At 72.2% G+C, this 16445-nt stretch carries 15 protein-coding genes, 1 tRNA gene, 2 pseudogenes and 1 riboswitch; of the genes and pseudogenes, 10 read left to right on the plus strand and 8 right to left on the minus strand.

The features are described from left to right. Positions 1-43 precede the first annotated feature (43 nt). The 4 genes from OP86_RS11565 to OP86_RS11580 form a co-directional block, all read right to left on the minus strand. Positions 44-943 (minus strand): glycosyltransferase family 2 protein, encoded by a 900-nt coding sequence (locus tag OP86_RS11565; RefSeq protein WP_030056519.1) that lies wholly within the window; start codon positions 941-943, stop codon positions 44-46. Then, entirely contained in the window at positions 940-1677 is a 738-nt protein-coding gene (locus OP86_RS11570) for a CDP-alcohol phosphatidyltransferase family protein (RefSeq protein ID WP_030056518.1), read from the minus strand. Before OP86_RS11570 ends, OP86_RS11565 begins: the two co-directional genes overlap by 4 nt. A 91-nt stretch (positions 1678-1768) precedes the next feature. Continuing rightward, positions 1769-2830: an iron-containing alcohol dehydrogenase family protein gene (locus OP86_RS11575; RefSeq protein ID WP_030056517.1), complete on the minus strand. Its 1062-nt coding sequence runs from the start codon at positions 2828-2830 to the stop codon at positions 1769-1771. Next, positions 2818-3573 (minus strand): phosphocholine cytidylyltransferase family protein, encoded by a 756-nt coding sequence (locus OP86_RS11580; RefSeq protein WP_030056516.1) that lies wholly within the window; start codon positions 3571-3573, stop codon positions 2818-2820. Before OP86_RS11580 ends, OP86_RS11575 begins: the two co-directional genes overlap by 13 nt. 508 nt (positions 3574-4081) lie before the next feature. Between OP86_RS11580 and idi the strand changes: the two genes are divergently transcribed. Then, positions 4082-4729, plus strand: a complete 648-nt coding sequence (gene idi / locus OP86_RS11585; protein WP_078588914.1) for an isopentenyl-diphosphate Delta-isomerase — start codon at positions 4082-4084, stop codon at positions 4727-4729. A 68-nt stretch (positions 4730-4797) separates the two neighbouring features. Here the strand turns inward: idi and OP86_RS11590 are convergent, their stop codons facing one another. Further along, positions 4798-5364: an ATP-binding protein gene (locus OP86_RS11590; protein WP_078588912.1), complete on the minus strand. Its 567-nt coding sequence runs from the start codon at positions 5362-5364 to the stop codon at positions 4798-4800. A 313-nt stretch (positions 5365-5677) separates the two neighbouring features. On the opposite strand from OP86_RS11590, the gene OP86_RS11595 reads away from it, so the two are divergent. Next, positions 5678-5762: transfer RNA gene (locus tag OP86_RS11595), tRNA-Leu, on the plus strand. Between the two features lie 316 nt (positions 5763-6078). Beyond that, positions 6079-7758, plus strand: a complete 1680-nt coding sequence (locus OP86_RS11600) for an APC family permease (protein ID WP_030056513.1) — start codon at positions 6079-6081, stop codon at positions 7756-7758. A 178-nt stretch (positions 7759-7936) separates the two neighbouring features. Here OP86_RS11600 and OP86_RS11605 read toward each other — a convergent pair whose 3' ends face one another. Beyond that, a complete protein-coding gene (locus tag OP86_RS11605) occupies positions 7937-8938 on the minus strand; it encodes a class I SAM-dependent methyltransferase (RefSeq protein WP_030258205.1) in 1002 nt (333 codons plus the stop codon). A gap of 389 nt (positions 8939-9327) precedes the next feature. Between OP86_RS11605 and OP86_RS11610 the strand changes: the two genes are divergently transcribed. Further along, the gene (locus OP86_RS11610) at positions 9328-9849 is read left to right on the plus strand and encodes a DUF6624 domain-containing protein (protein WP_051829968.1); all 522 of its coding nucleotides are present in this window, start codon (positions 9328-9330) and stop codon (positions 9847-9849) included. Positions 9850-9962: 113 nt separating this feature from the next. Next, positions 9963-11390, plus strand: a complete 1428-nt coding sequence (locus OP86_RS11615) for an aldehyde dehydrogenase family protein (RefSeq protein WP_030258202.1) — start codon at positions 9963-9965, stop codon at positions 11388-11390. A 112-nt stretch (positions 11391-11502) separates the two neighbouring features. On the opposite strand, the gene OP86_RS11620 is transcribed toward OP86_RS11615, so the two are convergent. Continuing rightward, entirely contained in the window at positions 11503-12978 is a 1476-nt protein-coding gene (locus OP86_RS11620) for a glycine hydroxymethyltransferase (protein WP_030056507.1), read from the minus strand. Positions 12979-12998: 20 nt separating this feature from the next. Continuing rightward, positions 12999-13095, minus strand: a riboswitch (ZMP/ZTP riboswitch). Positions 13096-13136: 41 nt separating this feature from the next. Between OP86_RS11620 and OP86_RS33505 the strand changes: the two genes are divergently transcribed. From OP86_RS33505 to OP86_RS11640, 5 genes and pseudogenes are all read left to right on the plus strand, one after another. After that, positions 13137-13376: a hypothetical protein gene (locus tag OP86_RS33505; RefSeq protein ID WP_051829970.1), complete on the plus strand. Its 240-nt coding sequence runs from the start codon at positions 13137-13139 to the stop codon at positions 13374-13376. Between the two features lie 51 nt (positions 13377-13427). Next, positions 13428-13589 (plus strand): annotated as a pseudogene (locus OP86_RS39150) (ABC transporter permease); the annotation flags it as partial. Between the two features lie 64 nt (positions 13590-13653). Further along, positions 13654-14055: pseudogene (locus OP86_RS39155) on the plus strand (ATP-binding cassette domain-containing protein); the annotation flags it as partial. A gap of 140 nt (positions 14056-14195) precedes the next feature. Continuing rightward, complete coding sequence (locus OP86_RS11635; RefSeq protein ID WP_418952614.1) at positions 14196-14618, plus strand: cytidine deaminase family protein; 423 nt, start codon at positions 14196-14198, stop codon at positions 14616-14618. Between the two features lie 150 nt (positions 14619-14768). Beyond that, the gene (locus OP86_RS11640; protein WP_030056504.1) at positions 14769-15332 is read left to right on the plus strand and encodes an EF-hand domain-containing protein; all 564 of its coding nucleotides are present in this window, start codon (positions 14769-14771) and stop codon (positions 15330-15332) included. 94 nt (positions 15333-15426) lie between these two features. Here OP86_RS11640 and OP86_RS11645 read toward each other — a convergent pair. After that, the coding region (locus OP86_RS11645; protein WP_425337755.1) for an EamA family transporter at positions 15427-16445 on the minus strand (1019 nt) is incomplete at its 5' end.

Raw genomic sequence — 16445 nt, forward strand, 5'->3', positions numbered from 1 at the left:
CGGTGTGTGGTCACCGGCCGAGGCGATCGATCATTCGATCAGATCAGATGATCGGTGGTCGGCCCAGCCTGGTCAGTCGCCAAACGGTACGCCATCGCATGGGCCGCCGCGGACCGCAGGGTTCGCGCCAGCCCGCCCGGAATCCGCCCCACCAGGCCTTCAGCGCCTCGGGGGAGGGGCGTCGGGCCAGGGTCAGCAGGAACCAGGTTCCCAGATAGAGAGGCACCAACGGGGCCGGAAGGTTCCGCCTCGCGAGCCAGACCCGGTTTCGGGCCACGTTGTGGAAGTAGGTGGCGTGCCGGGCGGGCGAGGTCGTGGGGTGGTGCAGCACCACGTCCGCGCGGTAGTCGATGGCCCAGCCGGCGTCCAGCGCGCGCCACGCGAGGTCGGTCTCCTCGTGGGCGTAGAAGAACTCGGCGGGCAGCTGGCCGGCCTGCTCGAACACCGTGCAGCGCACGGCACTCGCACCGCCCAGGAAGGTGGTCACCCGGGAGGAGCGCAGCGGGTCGCTGGCACGCAGCCGGGGGACGTGCCGGCGCTGGGTTTCGCCGGTGTCCGGGTCGGCGATCCGGAAGGAGACGATGCCCAGCTCCCGGTCGGCGGTGAAGGCCTCCCGCAGCAGCCGGGCCGAGTCGGTGCGCGGCAGGCTCCCGTCGTCGTCCAGGAAGAGGACGGCGTCGACGTCCTTCCCGTCCCGGCCGAACAGCTCTATGCCGACGTTGCGCCCGCCCGGGATGCCGAGGTTCTCCGGCAGCTCCACGCTGCGCACGCCCTCGGGCAGCGGGGGCAGCGCCGCCCCCTGGCCGACCACGGCCAGCTCGACCGCCGGGCCCTCCTGGGCGCGGACGGACTCGATCAGGGCGTTGAGCTCGGCGGGCCGGTTGCCCATGGTGATGATCACGGCGCCGAGGCGGAAGCTCTCCGCGTTCGTCCCGGCAGTCATCGCAGCCTGCTGGAGAGGACGATGCTCAGCAGGTGCAGCACGGTCTGCAGCATGGCGATCGCCGCCAGGACGACCACCGCGAGCCGGGTGAAGAAGAGACCGCCGTGCACGGCGTCGGCGATCCCGGCGGCGAGGATGAACAGCGAGGCCTCGACCGCGCCGACCAGGCGGTGGAACTTCAGCAGGGAGGCCGCCCGGCGGGCCTTGGCGACGGCGGTCGAGCGCGGCACCGAGGCGCTGTCCTCGACGGCCGTCAGGCCGCTGCGGGCCCGGGCCACGTCCACCAGGTCCGTCTCGGACTTGATCAGGATCGCGCCGAGCGCGGCCAGCGTGCCGAGGAAGGCCCACTCCCAGTGCGAGCCGCCGCCCTCGCGGTGCAGCAGGTCGGCGGCGCGCAGGCCGAGGCCGGTCAGCAGGGCCGCCTCGGACATGTAGTGGCCGACCCGGTCCAGGTACACGCCGGTGAGCGAGGTCTGCCGGCGCCAGCGGGCCACCTCGCCGTCCACGCAGTCCAGCAGCAGGTAGACCTGGATCAGCAGGGCGCCCAGCACCGCGCCCGCGATGCCCGGCACGACCAGCGCGGCACCGGCCAGGATGCCGGTGAACATCATCAGGTACGTCAGGCCGTTGGGCGTGATCGCCGTCATGGTGGACAGCACACGGGTGATCCGCAGCGAGATCTTCCGCATGTACAGGCGCCCGGCCCAGTGCTCGGCGCTGCGGCGCTGGAGCATGCCCTCCGGGTGGATCACCGCGCGCAGTTCCTCGATCGAGGGCCGGCGGGTCAGGTCCACCGGGGGACGGTCGGCGCCCGTGGTGGAGGGGTCAGCTGTTGACGGCTTGGACATAGTCGGCGTACGCGTCCCTGATTGCGGAAGGGGAGAGGTCGAGGTGTTCGAGGATGGTGAAGCGCCCCGGCCGGGTGTTCGGAGCGTAGTGCACCGCTTCGGTGAACTCCGCTTCGGTGAAGCCGATCTGAGCCGCGGTCACCGGCAGCCCGTGGCTCGCCAGGCGCTCCACGATCAGACCGGTCAGCTCGCGTTCGCCCCGCAGGAAGCTGGCGAACGCGGCACCGAGGCCGACCTGTTCGCCGTGCTGGGCGGACCGCTTCGGATACAGCACGTCCAGGGCATGGCAGATCTCGTGACAGGCGCCCGACGAAGGCCGGGAGCTGCCCGCGATGTTCATCGCGATGCCGGACAGTACCAGGGCCTCCGCGAGGGCCGTCAGGAGGTCCTGATCCTGAGTGTTTCCTGGGTGCCGCAGCAGGTTCTCCCCCGCCGAGCGGGCCATCGCGATGGCCAGCCCGTCCACCGGCTCGCCGGTGACCGCGTGCGACAACTCCCAGTCCGCGCAGGCCGAGATGTTGGAGACGACGTCGCCGATGCCGGCTGCCACGAAGCGCGCCGGGGCCTGCCGGATCACGTCCAGGTCGACGATGATGCCGATCGGGCTGGGCACCCCGTAGGAGCCCCGGCCGGCGTCGTTGTCGAGGGTCGAGACCGGCGAGCAGATGCCGTCGTGGGCCAGGTTGGTGGCGACCGCGACCAGCGGCAGGCCGACCCGGGCGGCGGCGTACTTGGCGGCGTCGATGATCTTGCCGCCGCCGAGGCCGACGATCGCGTCGTAGTGCCCGCCGCGCATCGACTCGGCCAGGCGCACCGCGCTGTCCAGGCTGCCGTCGTCCACGTTGTACCAGTCGGCGCCGGGCAGGGCGGGCTCCAGGCGCCGGCGCATGGCCGCACCGGAGCCGTTGCTGATCGCCACCGCGATCCGGCCCGAGGCCGACAGCCGCTGGTCCGCGAGGATCCCGCCGAGCGCGTCCAGCGCGCCCGAGCGGATCTCCACGAACAGCGGCGACGGGACCAGTCGGGTCAGTACCGGCACGCGATCTCCCGCGCCTTCGCCAGGTCGTCGTGGTTGTCGACCTCGACCCAGGAGACCTCACCGATCGGCTGCACGTCGATCCGCAGGCCGCGGTCGACCATCTCCTGGTAGCCGTCCTCGTAGTACAGCTGGGGGTCGCGCTCGTAGGTGGCGCGCAGCGCGTCGGTCAGGTCCGCGGCGGCGGCGGGGTTGATCACGGTGACGCCGATGTACTCGCCGCTCGCCTCGGACGGGTCCATCAGCTTGGTGATGCGGCGCATGCCGGCGGCCGGGTCGACGACGACCTTCATCTCCTCGTCGGCGAGCTTCTTCACCGTGTCGAGGGCGAGCAGGATGCCCGGGGCCCGGCCGCTCTCGGCGAGGCGCTGGTTGCCCTCCAGCATGGTGCGCTGGACGGAGGCGGGGTGGACGGTATCGCCGTTGGCCAGCAGCAGGCCCTCGCCGAACAGCTCGCGGGCGCACCAGAGCGAGTAGGCGTTGTTCCACTCCTCGGCCTTGTCGTTCTCGACGAGGTGGAGCTTGACGCCGTACGTGGACTCCAGGGCGTCCTTGCGGTCGTACACCGCCTCCTTGCGGTAGCCGACGACGATCGCGGCCTCGCGCAGGCCGACCTCGGCGAAGTTGCGGAGGGTGAGGTCCAGGACGGTCCGCTCCCCGTCGACCGGCACCAGCGCCTTGGGCAGGGTGTCGGTGTACGGGCGCAGCCGGCGGCCGGCGCCGGCTGCCAGAACGAGGCCGATCATGCGGGGTCTCCTGATCCGTCGTGCTGTGCGGGTGAACCGTGCCGAGGGCGGCGCCGCTGCTCCGCCGGACCGGTCTGCGACCGGGCCGGGCAGCGGCGCGCCGGTACCTGCAGGTCCGGGCACCGTGTCGTATGTGATGGTAGGCGACTCGGACGATCAGCCGGAACGCGCCCGGAGACGGGAAGGTGACGGCGGAGCGACTCCCCGGGGCCGTACCCGGCCGCACCCGGCCGCACCGGGCCGCTCGAACGGCCCCCGAACGTCCGTCGAACGATTCTGCGACAGTGATGACTCTTACGGGGGCGTCCCGGACCCATCTCTGCACGGTTTTCGACTCCTCCGGGCCATGATCCGCCCGCTTGTGCGTGGGACCCCTGACGAGTGCCACCCATACGGCAGACTGGAACCCGACGCCGGCGCCGGTGCCCCCGCTGCGTCCGCCGCGCTCCGCCCGGAGCGCCGGACACACCCGATGCTCCCGTTGCTCCCGCTCCCGGAAAGAGGCCCCATGCCCCCCAGTCTGCCGACCGACAAGACGCACTTCGCCGCCGAGATCGACACCGGTCTCGACGTGGAGACCGACGTGACGGTCGACCCACGGACCGCCTCGGCTCCCGGTACCGAGATCCTGCTGGAGCTGGTCGACGACGAGGGCGTGACGATCGGCACCGCCGAGAAGCACTGGGCCCACCAGCAGCCGGGCCGGCTGCACCGCGCCTTCTCGGTGTTCCTCTTCGACCGCCAGGGCCGGCTGCTGCTCCAGCGCCGGGCCCTCGGCAAGTACCACTCCCCCGGCGTCTGGTCGAACACCTGCTGCGGCCACCCCTACCCGGACGAACCGCCCTTCGTCGCCGCCGCCCGGCGCACCGCCGAGGAGCTGGGCGTCGCCCCGGCGCTGCTCTGCGAGGCCGGCACCGTCCGCTACGACCTGCCGGACGAGGCCTCCGGGCTGATCGAGCGGGAGTGGAACCACCTCTTCGTGGGACTGGTGACCGCGCCGGTCGAGCCGAACCCGGACGAGGTGGACGACTTCGCCTTCGTGACCGCGGAGGAGCTGCGGGAACTGCGGGCCGAGCGGCCCTTCTCGGTCTGGTTCGAGACCGTCTTCGAGGCGGCGCTGCCGGGGATCCGGGAGATCGCCGGGCGGGACTGGTAGTCGGTCCCGTCCTCGGTCCTGCGGTGGGCCGGTCCCGTGGAACGGACGGGTCGGCACGAGCGGGCCGGTCAGTGCTCGGGCTCCGGGGGGACGGGCAGTGAGGCCCAGATGACCTTGCCGCCCTCCCCCGTCCGCTCGACGTCGCACACCCCGCCGGCCTGCAACGTGACGCTCTTCACCAGCAGCAGCCCGCGCCCGCCGGTGCGGCCGGTGTCGTTCTCCAGCGCCTTCGGCCGGTACGGATCGCCGTCCTCGACCGACACCCGCACCCAGCCCCCGCGCACCGCCAGCTCGGTGACCACCTCGGGCGACAGCTCGGCGGCGTGCGTCACCGCGTTGCTGACCAGCTCCGAGACGATCAGCAGCAGGTCGTCCACCAGCTCCTGGTAACGCACCCCGGCCATGCCCTGGGCCAGCAGGCGGTCGCGCACCGCGTGCCGGGTGAGCGGCACGGAGGCCTCCGCGGCGGGCACCGGGAAGCGCCACGTGCCCTCGGTGGGGCCTGCGGGCGCAGCGGCTTCGCCCCGCCCTTCGCCCGGCCCGCCGCGTCTCGGTTCGGCTTCTGCCGTCCCGCTGATCTGCTCCACGTCCAGCCGCCCTTCGTCCGCGACCCGGGAATCAGGCGATCCGCTCATGGCGCCCTCGGTCCACAGAGGCTAGGAGAGCCGTCCCGGCGGCCGTGGCACCGTCGACAAGTTGCCCGTGTCGGACCGCTTCCGACCGGAACCGATCGCGAGCGGCTCCGGAGTCGACCGGTTCCTTCGCGGACACCACCGGTTCGGGCGGAGTTCGAGCGTGTTCGCCAGCCGTACCAACCTGTGCGGCGGGCCGCCCGGGGCCTGCGGGGCCCGGGCCCGAGGAAACGCAGGTGAGAAGCACTCCAGAACCCTGGTAATGTTCTCTCTGTCGCCGAGGGGGCGAGAGAAAAGCCCCCGGAGCACACACCCTGTCCGGGTGGCGGAATGGCAGACGCGCTAGCTTGAGGTGCTAGTGCCCTTTATCGGGCGTGGGGGTTCAAGTCCCCCCTCGGACACAGCCGAATTCCCCGTGGGATCCGAAAGGAACCCACGGGGAATTTCCTTTTCCCCGACTTTCCCGACCTTCCCGACCGCCTTTCGGCCGGCTCACCGCGATCGCCACCCCGTGGCGGTGTGGTGCCGGTCTCTGCGCATGGGCCCGCCGGTCCGGAAACCGGACACGAGATGGCAACGATCGAACGGTTTGAGCTTCCCCTGAGGTATTCGCCCGTTTTCGCACCATAGGCTGCTGTGCGTTTGTCCGGAATGCGGACTCAAAACCGCAAAAACACCGACACCACCCAATGAACCCCGAGCGAGAGGACCGATACGTTGAGTGAGCCCGAATCCTCGACGGCATCACACCAGAACTACCGCCGATCGCTCGGCACGATCAGCCTGACGGCCGTCGGGCTGGGCTCGATCATCGGATCCGGGTGGCTGTTCGGTGCCGAGCGCGCCGCCAAGCTCGCCGGGCCGGCCTCGATCCTCGCCTGGGTGATCGGTGCCGCGGTGGCGCTGACCATCGCCCTCACCTACAGCGAGCTGGGCTCGATGTTCCCCAAGGCCGGCGGCATGGTCCGCTACGGCCAGTACTCGCACGGCTCGCTGGCCGGCTACCTGGCCGCCTGGGCCAACTGGATCGCCATCGTCTCGGTCATCCCGGGTGAGGCCACCGCCTCCGTCCAGTACATGAGCTCCTGGCACTTCGGCTGGGCGAAGGGGCTCTACAACGGGCAGGAACTGACCCTCAGCGGGGTGGCACTGGCCAGCGTGCTGCTGGTCGGCTACTTCGTCCTGAACTGGTTCGCGATCACGCTGTTCGCCAAGACCAACACGGCGATCACCGTCTTCAAGGTCGTCGTGCCGACGCTGACCGCCGGCGCGCTGCTCCTGGCGCACTTCGACACCGCGCACTTCACCGACCACGGCGGCTTCGCTCCGAACGGCTGGAGCGCGGTGTTCACCGCCGTCGCGGTCTCCGGCATCGTCTGGGCCTTCAACGGCTTCCAGTCGCCGCTCAACCTGGCCGGCGAGGCCAAGAACCCCGGCAAGTCGCTGCCGAAGGCCGTCATCGGCTCGATCCTGATCGCCCTGGTGATCTACGTCGCGCTGCAGATCGCCTTCCTCGGCGCCATCCCGGCCGCCGACCTCTCGCAGGGCTGGAGCAGCCTCGCCTACACCTCGCCGCTGGCCGACCTGGCCATCGCCTGGGGCCTCAACTGGCTCGCCATCCTGCTGTACGCGGACGCCTTCATCTCGCCGTCCGGCACCGGCATGATCTACGCCGCCACCACCTCGCGCATGATCCACGGTGTGCAGGAGAACGGCCACCTGCCGAAGATCTTCGGCAAGGTCGACGCCAAGACCGGCATCCCGCGCCCGGCGCTGGTGCTCAACCTGGTCGTCGCCTTCCTGTTCCTCGCGGTCTTCCGCGGCTGGGGCTCGCTGGCCGAGATCGTCTCGGTGGCCACCGTGATCTCGTACATCACCGGCCCCGTCGCCGTGATGGCGCTGCGCCGGCTCGCCCCTGACCTGCCGCGGCCGGTCAAGCTGCGCGCCATGCCGGTGATCGCCCCGGTCGCCATGGTCTTCGGCTCGCTCGTCCTGTACTGGGCCCGCTGGCCGCTCACCGGCAAGGTCATCCTGCTGATGGCCGCCGGTCTGCCGATCTGGGCCTGGTACGAGCTGCGCAAGCCGTTCGCCGAGCTGAAGCCGCACCTGAAGGCGGGCGCCTGGATGGTCGCCTACCTGTTCGTGATGGCCGGCGTCTCCTGGGCCGGCAGCAGCGACTTCGGCGGGAACGGGTCCCTGCCGGAGGGCTGGGACCTGCTGATCGTGGCCGCGATCGGGCTCGCGTTCTACTACTGGGGCGTCGCGAGCGCCTGGGCCAACCCCTCGCTGGCCGCCGTCCGGCAGGAGATGGCGGACGCGGAGGACGCTGCGGCGGAGGGCGCATCGGCGGAGGGCGCCTCGGCGCCGGACGCGAAGGGCGAGCCCTCGCGGGTCTGAGTCGCCGCTCGTATCTCGTACGGAGCGAAGAAGGGCCGGTCGGTGTTCCGACCGGCCCTTCGGCGTCTCCGGGGGGCTTGCAGCGGCGGGGGCCTCGCGCGTCCTGGGGCCTTGCGGCTTGGGTTCTAACGGGCCTCGCGGCTCCGCGGTCGTGCGGCCGCCGAGGTCCTGCGGCCGGTCAGCCCCGGCGGGCGCGGCGGATGGCGGAGGTGACGACCGGCGGGAGGAGGTCCCGGGCCGCGCGCTTGGCGACGTTGACGGGGCGGCGCGCCTCGGCGGCGCGGGCCCGCCGGACCGCGAGGTCCAGGACGGCCTCGTCCCGGGCCGAGTTGAGTGCCAGGCGGGCGTCGTCCGCGGACCGTTCGGCCTCGCGCCGGGCCGACTCGGCGGCCAGCCGGCTCTGGTGGCGCGAGCCGCGGAACGGCTCGATGCCCTCCGAGTCGCCGTGCATGCGCACCACCCGGCGCCCGTTGAGCTGGTCGATGCTCAGGTGGCAGCCGACCGCGAGGTCGATCCGGTCGAGCAGCTCGCGCTGGAACGGCTCCGGGTCGCCCCAGGTGCCGTAGAACTTGCACTCGGTGAGCAGGATCGGCTTCAGACCGTGGTTGAAGACCGCCTCCCAGGTCGCGGCCGCGACGCCCGGGGTGTGCTGGGCGCGGTAGTCGTCCAGCACCACGACGCCCTGCTCCTGCAACGCGACCCGGGCCACCTGGAGATCCCCCACGACGTGCTCGTACAGGTGGGAGGCGTCGATGTGGATGAAGCGGAACGCGCCGGCGGGTATGTGCCCGCGGGACAGGACGCTGGTCGGAGCCTGGACGATCTCCGGCAGCTTGTCGTGGAAGGCGAGGTAGTTGGTCTCGAAGGCCGAGCGGGTCAGCGTCTTGCGGTAGGACAGGTCCATCTCGGCGGCGTTCTCGTCGTCGGGCGCGTCCGAGTCGAAGAGGTCGCAGACGGTGAACGTCTCGCCGGGCTGGAGGTGTTCACCGATGACGATCGCGCTGCGGCCGAGGTAGGCGCCCATCTCCAGCAGGTCGCCGGTGACACCGGTCTTCTCCTGCCGCCCCAGGAACCAGTCGAAGGAATGCCGGTCGTGGTCCCAGAACCACCCCTGGACATCGTCCAGGCTCGCCGGCTCGGCATGGTGCCGGGGGTTGCCCGGCAACGCGGCGTCGGTCATGAAAGCTCCTTCGGGGCACGGGTGGTCCGGTGGTTCTCGAAGCGGACCTCAGCGGGGGCGGCAGTGCGCGCCGGGCGCGGAACGCGCCGGTCCCCGACCGTGCGCGGCACGTCGAAGCATCGTCAGCAGTAGACCCCCCGCCACTGAGTTCAGTGCAATCTACCTGGGCGGTGACCGCCGTGTGGAGGTCTGCGCGCGGGGAGTTTCCGGAACCGTCACCGGTCCGCCGGACGGTGAACACGGCGGGTTCCTGGTGTTGATCCATTATGTCCCGTCCGGGGTCGTCCGGTCACCGGCTTCGAGGATGATCTTCGTCGCGGATTCCACGCATAGCGTTTTGGCGGGCGGTCCTCGACGGGAGGGCCAGGGCGGTGAGGAGCACTGTCGGCATGGCGCAGGCACGGCGGGGCGAGCAGGATCCGGTGCTCGCCCGGGAGTTGGTGGCGATGATGGCCGAGGACGCGGCGGCCGCCCGGTGGGCGAACAGTGCCGACCTGGCCGAGCAGGCGCTCTGGCGGCGGCTCACCGCCCGGCACGGGGACCGGCTCGCGGAGATCACGGCCGAGCACGGCTGGCCGGCCGAACGGACCGTGGGCCCCGAGGCGGCCCGGGCAGCCTGGCTCGTCGCACAGCACGCGGACCGGCAACTCAGCGTCCAGCGACAGGCCGTGGCACTGATGGGCGAGGCGGTCGGACGGGGCGAGGCGAGCGCTCGCGACCTGGCCTTCCTGGAGGACCGACTGGCCGTCAACGAGGGCCGGGAGCAGCGGTACGGCACCCAGATCGGCGCGGTGGTGGACGGACGCCCGGTGCCGTGGCCCTGCGAGGACCCGGAGCGCCTGGACGAGCGGCGCGCCGAGGTGGGCATCGAGCCGTTCGACGAGTACACCGCGCGGTTCGCCCCGAGCTGACCGGCACGTCCGCCGGCGCCGGATCGGCTCTTGCGCGCGGCCGCCCGGGCCGCTTTGACTGACCTTCGACGAGCGCTGTCGGTCGAACGGCCGAGCGGATGAGAGGACTACCGGTGCAGCAGTACGCGGAGTACGGCGACCAGTACATCGACGGTGCCTGGCGGCCCTCCGGGGACCAGGGTTCGATAGCCGTGCTGAACCCGGCGACCGAGCAGGTGCTCGCCACCGTGGCGGCCGGCGGGACGGCCGACGTCGACGCGGCGGTGGCGGCGGCCCGCCGGGCGGCACGCAGCTGGGGCGCGACCACCCGCGACGAGCGGCTGGCGCCGCTGACCCGGCTGCGGGACGGGATCGCCGCCGCGCAGAGCGAGATCACCGAGACGGTGGTCGCCGAACTGGGCGCCCCCGTCGGCTTCGCGGCGGCCGTGCACGCCGGGCTGCCGCTGACCGTGGCGAGCTCCTACCTGACCCTGCTCGCCGAGCACGCCTTCGAGGAGCGGATCGGCAACTCGGTGGTGCACGCCGAGCCGGCCGGGGTGGTCGCGGCGATCACCCCGTGGAACTACCCGCTGCACCAGATCGTGGCCAAGGTCGTCCCGGCGCTGGCGGCCGGCTGCCCGGTGGTCCTCAAGCCGGCCGAGGACACCCCGCTGGTGGCCCGGCTGTTCGCCCGCCTGGTGCACGAAGCCGGGTTCCCCGCAGGGGTGTTCAACCTGGTCACCGGCACCGGGGAGCTGGCCGGTGCGGCGCTGGTCGCCCACCCGGAGGTGGACGTGGTCTCGTTCACCGGCTCCACCGCCGTCGGCCGGCAGGTCGCCGAGGCGGCCGGCCGGGGCCTGAAGCGGGTCGCCCTGGAACTGGGCGGCAAGTCGGCCAACGTGGTGCTGCCGGGCGCCGACATCACCCGTGCGGTCAAGGCGAACGTCGCGAACGTGTTCGCCAACTCCGGCCAGACCTGCAGCGCCTGGACCCGGCTGCTGGTGCACGAGGACCAGTACGAGGAGGCCGTCGAGCGGGCCGCCAAGGCCGCCGCCCAGTACGTCCCGGGCGACCCGACCGACCCGCAGACCCGGATCGGCCCGGTCGTCAACGCCAAGCAGCTGGCCCGGGTGCGCAGTTACATCGACGGCGCGCTGGCCGAGGGCGCCCGGCTGGTCGTCGGCGGCTCGGAGCCCGTCGCCGAGCCGCCCACCGGCTTCTACGTCCGCCCGACCGTACTCGCCGACGTCACACCGGAGATGGCGGTGGCCCGGGAGGAGGTCTTCGGACCGGTCCTGGTGATCCTCCCCTACCGGGACGAGGACCACGCCGTCGAACTCGCCAACGACACGCCGTACGGCCTGGCGGGCGGCGTCTGGGCGCGCGACACCGACACCGCCGCCGCCTTCGCCCGCCGCTTGGACACCGGCCAGGTCGACCTCAACGGCGGCCGCTTCAACCCGCTGGCCCCCTTCGGCGGTTACAAGGCCTCCGGCCTCGGCCGGGAGCTGGGCCGGCACGGACTGGAGGAGTTCCTGCGGCACAAGTCGCTGCAGTACTAGGGGAGTTGGGCATCCCGTAAGAGCTGGGGCTTGGGCAGCGCCCGGGGCGTCGAGCCCTTCCTCGATGCCCCGGGCGGCGCTGTGCGGCGTTGTGCGGCTCGGCTCAGTGGCCTCAGACGAGGTCGACGCCCGGGTAGAGCGGGTACGGGGCGAGGAGGTCCGCAGCGCGCTTGGCGACGGCGTCGCGGAGGGCGGCGTCGAGGGTGTGGTTGGCCTTGGATGGGGCGCCGGCGGCCGTGGTGGTGGGGGTGGTGGCGCGCAGGACGGTGTCGATCAGCTCGGCGATCTCGTCCATCTCGGCGACGCCGAGGCCGCGGGTGGTGAGGGCCGGGGTGCCGAGGCGGATGCCGGAGGTGTACCAGGCACCGTTCGGATCCTGCGGGACGGAGTTGCGGTTGGTGACGATGCCCGAGTCGAGCAGCGCCGCCTCGGCCTGGCGGCCGGTCAGGCCGTAGCCCGAGACGTCGGCGAGGACGAGGTGGTTGTCGGTGCCGCCGGTGACCAGCTTGCCCCCGCGGCGCAGCAGGCCCTCGGCGAGCGCCTGGGCGTTGGTGACCACGGCACGGGCGTAGGCCTGGAACTCGGGGCGGCGGGCCTCGGCGAGGGCGACCGCCTTGGCGGCCATGACGTGCGAGAGCGGGCCGCCGAGCACCAGCGGGCAGCCGCGGTCGACGTGCTCGGCCAGCTCGGACGTGCACAGCACCATGCCGCCGCGCGGGCCGCGCAGGGACTTGTGGGTGGTCGTGGTGACGATGTGGGCGTGCGGGACCGGGTCGTGGTCGCCGGTCAGCACCTTGCCCGCGACCAGGCCGGCGAAGTGCGCCATGTCGACCATGAGGGTGGCGCCGACCTCGTCCGCGATCTCGCGCATCGTGCGGAAGTTCACCAGCCGCGGGTAGGCGGAGTAGCCGGCCACGATGATCAGCGGGCGGAACTCGCGGGCGGTCTCGCGCAGCGCGTCGTAGTCGATCAGGCCGGTGACCGGGTCGGTGCCGTAACTGCGCTGCTCGAACATCTTGCCCGAGATGTTGGGGCGGAAGCCGTGGGTGAGGTGGCCGCCGGTGTCCAGGGACATGCCGAGCATGCGCTGGTTGCCGAGTTCGTGGCGCAGCCGCGCCCAGTCCTCCTCGGTGAGGTCGTTGACGTTGCGGACCTCGGCGCGCTCCAGGGCCGGGCTCTCGACCCGCTGGGAGAGGACGGCCCAGAAGGCGGTCAGGTTGGCGTCGATGCCGGAGTGCGGCTGGACGTAGGCGTGGTCGGCGCCGAACAGCTCGCGGGCGTGCTCGGCGGCGATGGTCTCGACGGTGTCGACGTTGCGGCAGCCGGCGTAGAAGCGGCGGCCGGCGGTGCCCTCGGCGTACTTGTCGCTGAGCCAGTTGCCCATGGCGAGCAGGACGGCCGGGGAGGCGTAGTTCTCGCTGGCGATCAGCTTGAGCGAGGCCCGCTGGTCCGCCAGCTCCTGGCCGATGGCGGCGGCGATCCGCGGTTCGACGCCGGCGACCACGTCGAGGGCGCTGCGGAAGGCGGTGTCGGCGGCGGGGGTCGCGGCGGTGTGGGGCTGCTGGAACGGCTGGGGCTGCTGGGCCAAGGCGGTCTCCTGGTGGGGATCCGGGTGGCCCAGGCGCTCGGCAACTGCACGTGAGGTTTCACGAGGCCGCTTCCCGATGGTTGATTCCATCCCTACGCGCCAGTCGCAGCCCGCCGGAATCGTATCAACACCGGACCGACTGCGGCGGAGGTCTCAGAATGCGGAACGGCCTGACCGGTTTGCTGCAGTATGTCTGTTCGCCTCCGCGCTGCGGCACGGCCGGCGGACGGACCGGCTGCTGTCCGGCTGCTGTCCGGCTGCTGTCCGGCTTCACCCTGGTCGGCGCCAGCGTGCAGATCCACTTCCTCGGGTACGTCGCGCAGTGGGTCCTGGTCTACTCCACCGGCCTGCTGCCGCTGCCCTCGTACACCCCGCCGGCCGAGGACCCGGCCGCCTGACCGGGCGGGATACTGCTCCCCTGGCTCGCCCTCGGCTTCGTCAACTCGGCGGTGTTCGCCCGGCTTTCACGTTCACAACTGCTGGAGACGATGAACGAGGAGTACGTCCGCACGGCCCGCGCCAAGGGCCTCGGACGGCTGCGCGCCCACCTCACGTACACCTCGCGCGGCGCCGCCGGGCCGCTGGTTCAGCTGCTCGGGCTGGAAGCCGGGGCGCTGCTCGGCGGGGCGGTGATCACCGAGACGGTGTTCGGACTGAACGGCGTCGGCGCTCACCCCGGCCGAACGGCGGGAGCGCTCGGTCGAGCTGCTGGAGCAGGTCGGGCTGAGCGCCGACCACCTGGACCGCTACCCGCACGAGTTCTCCGGAGGACAGCGCCAGCGGATCGGCATCGCCCGGGCGCTGGCCCCGCAGCCCCGCCTGATCATCGCGGACGAGCCGGTCTCGGCGCTCGACGTGTCGGTACAGGCGCAGGTGCTCAACCTGCTGATGGAACTGCGCGAACGCCTCGGCGTGGCCGTCCTGTTCCTCTCGCACGACCTCGCCGTGGTCCGGCACTTCTGCGACCGGGTGGCGGTGATGCACCGGGGCCGCCTGGTGGAGTCCACCGACCGGGACCGGCTGTTCGAGGCGCCGCACACCGAGTACACCCGGGAGCTGCTGGCGGCGGTGCCCTGAGGGCGGTCGGCGGGGCGGTCGGCGGGGGGCGAGCGGGTCGGAGTAAAGGGTTGGCGCAGCCTGGGGCGAACGGCTCATGATCGAAGCCTGTCAGGTCCGATCGGAGAGGTGCAGCAGTAGACATGTCCGCAAATGATTCCGTGAGTGACGAGACGCAGCAGCCCGGCCAGGCGGCCGTCGACCGGGAACTCGTCGAGGCCGCCCTGGAGGTGGCACGGACGTACGCCCGGGGCGACAACCACACCGTGGCGGCGGCCGGTCGCAACGCCGACGGGCGGATCGTCACCGCCCTGAACGCCTACCACTTCACCGGCGGGCCGTGCGCGGAGCTGGTGCTCATCGGGGCGGCGGCCGGGCAGGGCGCGTACGAGCTCACCACCGTCGTGGCGGTCGGCGACGGGGAGCGCGGGGTGATCCCGCCGTGCGGGCGCTGCCGCCAGGTGCTGCTCGACTACTTCCCGGAGGTGCGGATCATCGTCGGGCACGGGTCCGAGCTGCGCACCGTACGGGTGCTGGACCTGCTGCCGGAGGCCTACATCTGGGCCGACCACCAGGACGACTGAGCGGAGGGCCGCGGGCGGAGGGCAGCGGACGGCTGCCGGCGGACCGACACCGTCGTTCGCCCTTCGTTCGGCTGCGCGGGCTCGGTCCGAGGCGTTAGCGTGCAGGCACTGTGACGTAGCAGACCAGGAATCGCCAGCCGAGGGGACACATTGTCGGACGACCTGCGCATCGCAAAGATCAACCACGGTTTCGATCACCTCGACGCCGACGGCGACGGGCTGCTCACCGAGCGGGACCACGTCCTGATGGGCCACTCGGTGGCCCGCTCGCTCGGCCACCAGGAAGGCTCGGAGGCGGAGGCCGTCATCGTCCGCGCCTACCTGACGATCTGGCACGACCTGCACCTCGCCCGGCTGCCCGCCGGCACCGAGGCGATCACCCGCGAGCAGTTCACCGCCTCGACCAGCCTGCTCGCCGACGACCCCGAGGCCGCGCGGGACATCCTCGGCGCGCTCGCCGGGGCCTTCCTCGCCGTCGCCGACGCCGACCGCAGCGGAACGGTGGACGCCGGGGAGTTCTTCGTCTTCCAGCGCGGCCACTTCGCGGGCCTCTGCCGCGACGACGCCGACGAGGCCTTCCGCCACCTCGACACCGACGGCGACGGCGTCCTGTCCGCGGCCGAGTTCACCGACGCGATCGTCGAGTACTGGACCAGCCGCGACCCGGACGCCCCGGGCAACTGGTGGACGGGCAAGCCCCCGCACTCGTTCTGAGCCTTCGGGCCGTCGAGCGCGGGCTTCGGGCCTTCGGGCGCGGCCTTCGGGCCTCCTGCGCGGGCTTCGGCCTTCGAGCGCGGGAACGTGGTGCTCACCTACGCGCGGACGTCGCCTTCTCCGGCCGCGCGGGACGCCCAGGGCTCCCCGGGCGCCGGCTGACGCTCACCACCAGGCAGACGCCCGCCACCACGATCGCCCCGCCCGCCAGGGTCGGACCGGTCAGCGGCTCGGCCAGGATCAGCCAGCCGAGCAGCACGGCGACCACCGGGTTCACGTACGCGTACGTGGCGACCAGCGTCAGCGGGGCGGCGCGCAGCAGCCAGGCGTACGCGGTGAAGGCGAGCAGCGAGCCGAACAGCACCAGGTAGGCCATGGCCAGCCAGGAGCGGCCGGAGACGGCCCCGAGGTCCAGCCCGCGCTGCTCACCGCGCACCAGTCCGATCAGCAGGTTGCAGAAGCCGCCGGCCAGCATCTGGTAGGCGCTCGCGGCGAGCACGTTGCCCGGCATCGGGATCTTCTTGCTCACGAACGAGCCGGCCGCCCAGAGCAGCGTGGCGCAGATGATCAGGATCACGCCGAGCGGCGCGACGGACCCGCCGATCGCCGGGGCGGACAGCACACCGAGGCCGACCAGCCCGAGCAGCACGCCGGCCAGCTCGGCCCGCTTCGGTCGCTCGCCGCCGAAGGCCGTCAGCACCACCATCCACAGCGGGACTGCGGCCACCAGCAGGGCGGCCAGGCCGGAGGGGACGGAGGTCTCGCCCAGGACCACCAGCCCGTTGCCGCCGGTCAGCAGCAGCACACCGACCAGGGCGGCGGAGGCCAGCTGGCGCCGGCTGACCTTCAGGCCGGCCGGCCCCTGGCGCACCAGCAGGTAGCCGACCAGCAGGAGGCCCGCGGTGAGGAAGCGGGCGGCCGCGGAGAGGAAGGAGGGCATCGTCTCCACAGCGATCCGGATCGCCAGGTAGGTCGAGCCCCAGACGACGTAGACCACCGCGAGGGCCAGCCAGACCGCGCCGCCGAGGCGGGTGGCGGGGGCGACGGTCGTGGGGGTGGCGTCGGCGGTCGCGGTTACGGAGGTGGCGGGGGTCGTGGGGGTGGAGGTCGTGG

The organism is Streptomyces novaecaesareae (genome assembly GCF_000716875.1).
Taxonomy (GTDB): Bacteria; Actinomycetota; Actinomycetes; order Streptomycetales; family Streptomycetaceae; genus Kitasatospora; species Kitasatospora novaecaesareae.

Coding starts and splice junctions, on each gene's coding strand:
- OP86_RS11565 (WP_030056519.1), bottom strand. CDS start 943: ATGACTGCCGGGACGAACGCGGAGAGCTTCCGCCTCGGCGCCGTGATC.
- OP86_RS11570 (WP_030056518.1), bottom strand. CDS start 1,677: ATGCTCCAGCGCCGCAGCGCCGAGCACTGGGCCGGGCGCCTGTACATG.
- OP86_RS11580 (WP_030056516.1), bottom strand. CDS start 3,573: ATGATCGGCCTCGTTCTGGCAGCCGGCGCCGGCCGCCGGCTGCGCCCG.
- idi (WP_078588914.1), top strand. CDS start 4,082: ATGCCCCCCAGTCTGCCGACCGACAAGACGCACTTCGCCGCCGAGATC.
- OP86_RS11590 (WP_078588912.1), bottom strand. CDS start 5,364: ATGAGCGGATCGCCTGATTCCCGGGTCGCGGACGAAGGGCGGCTGGAC.
- OP86_RS11605 (WP_030258205.1), bottom strand. CDS start 8,938: ATGACCGACGCCGCGTTGCCGGGCAACCCCCGGCACCATGCCGAGCCG.
- OP86_RS11610 (WP_051829968.1), top strand. CDS start 9,328: ATGGCGCAGGCACGGCGGGGCGAGCAGGATCCGGTGCTCGCCCGGGAG.
- OP86_RS33505 (WP_051829970.1), top strand. CDS start 13,137: ATGCGGAACGGCCTGACCGGTTTGCTGCAGTATGTCTGTTCGCCTCCG.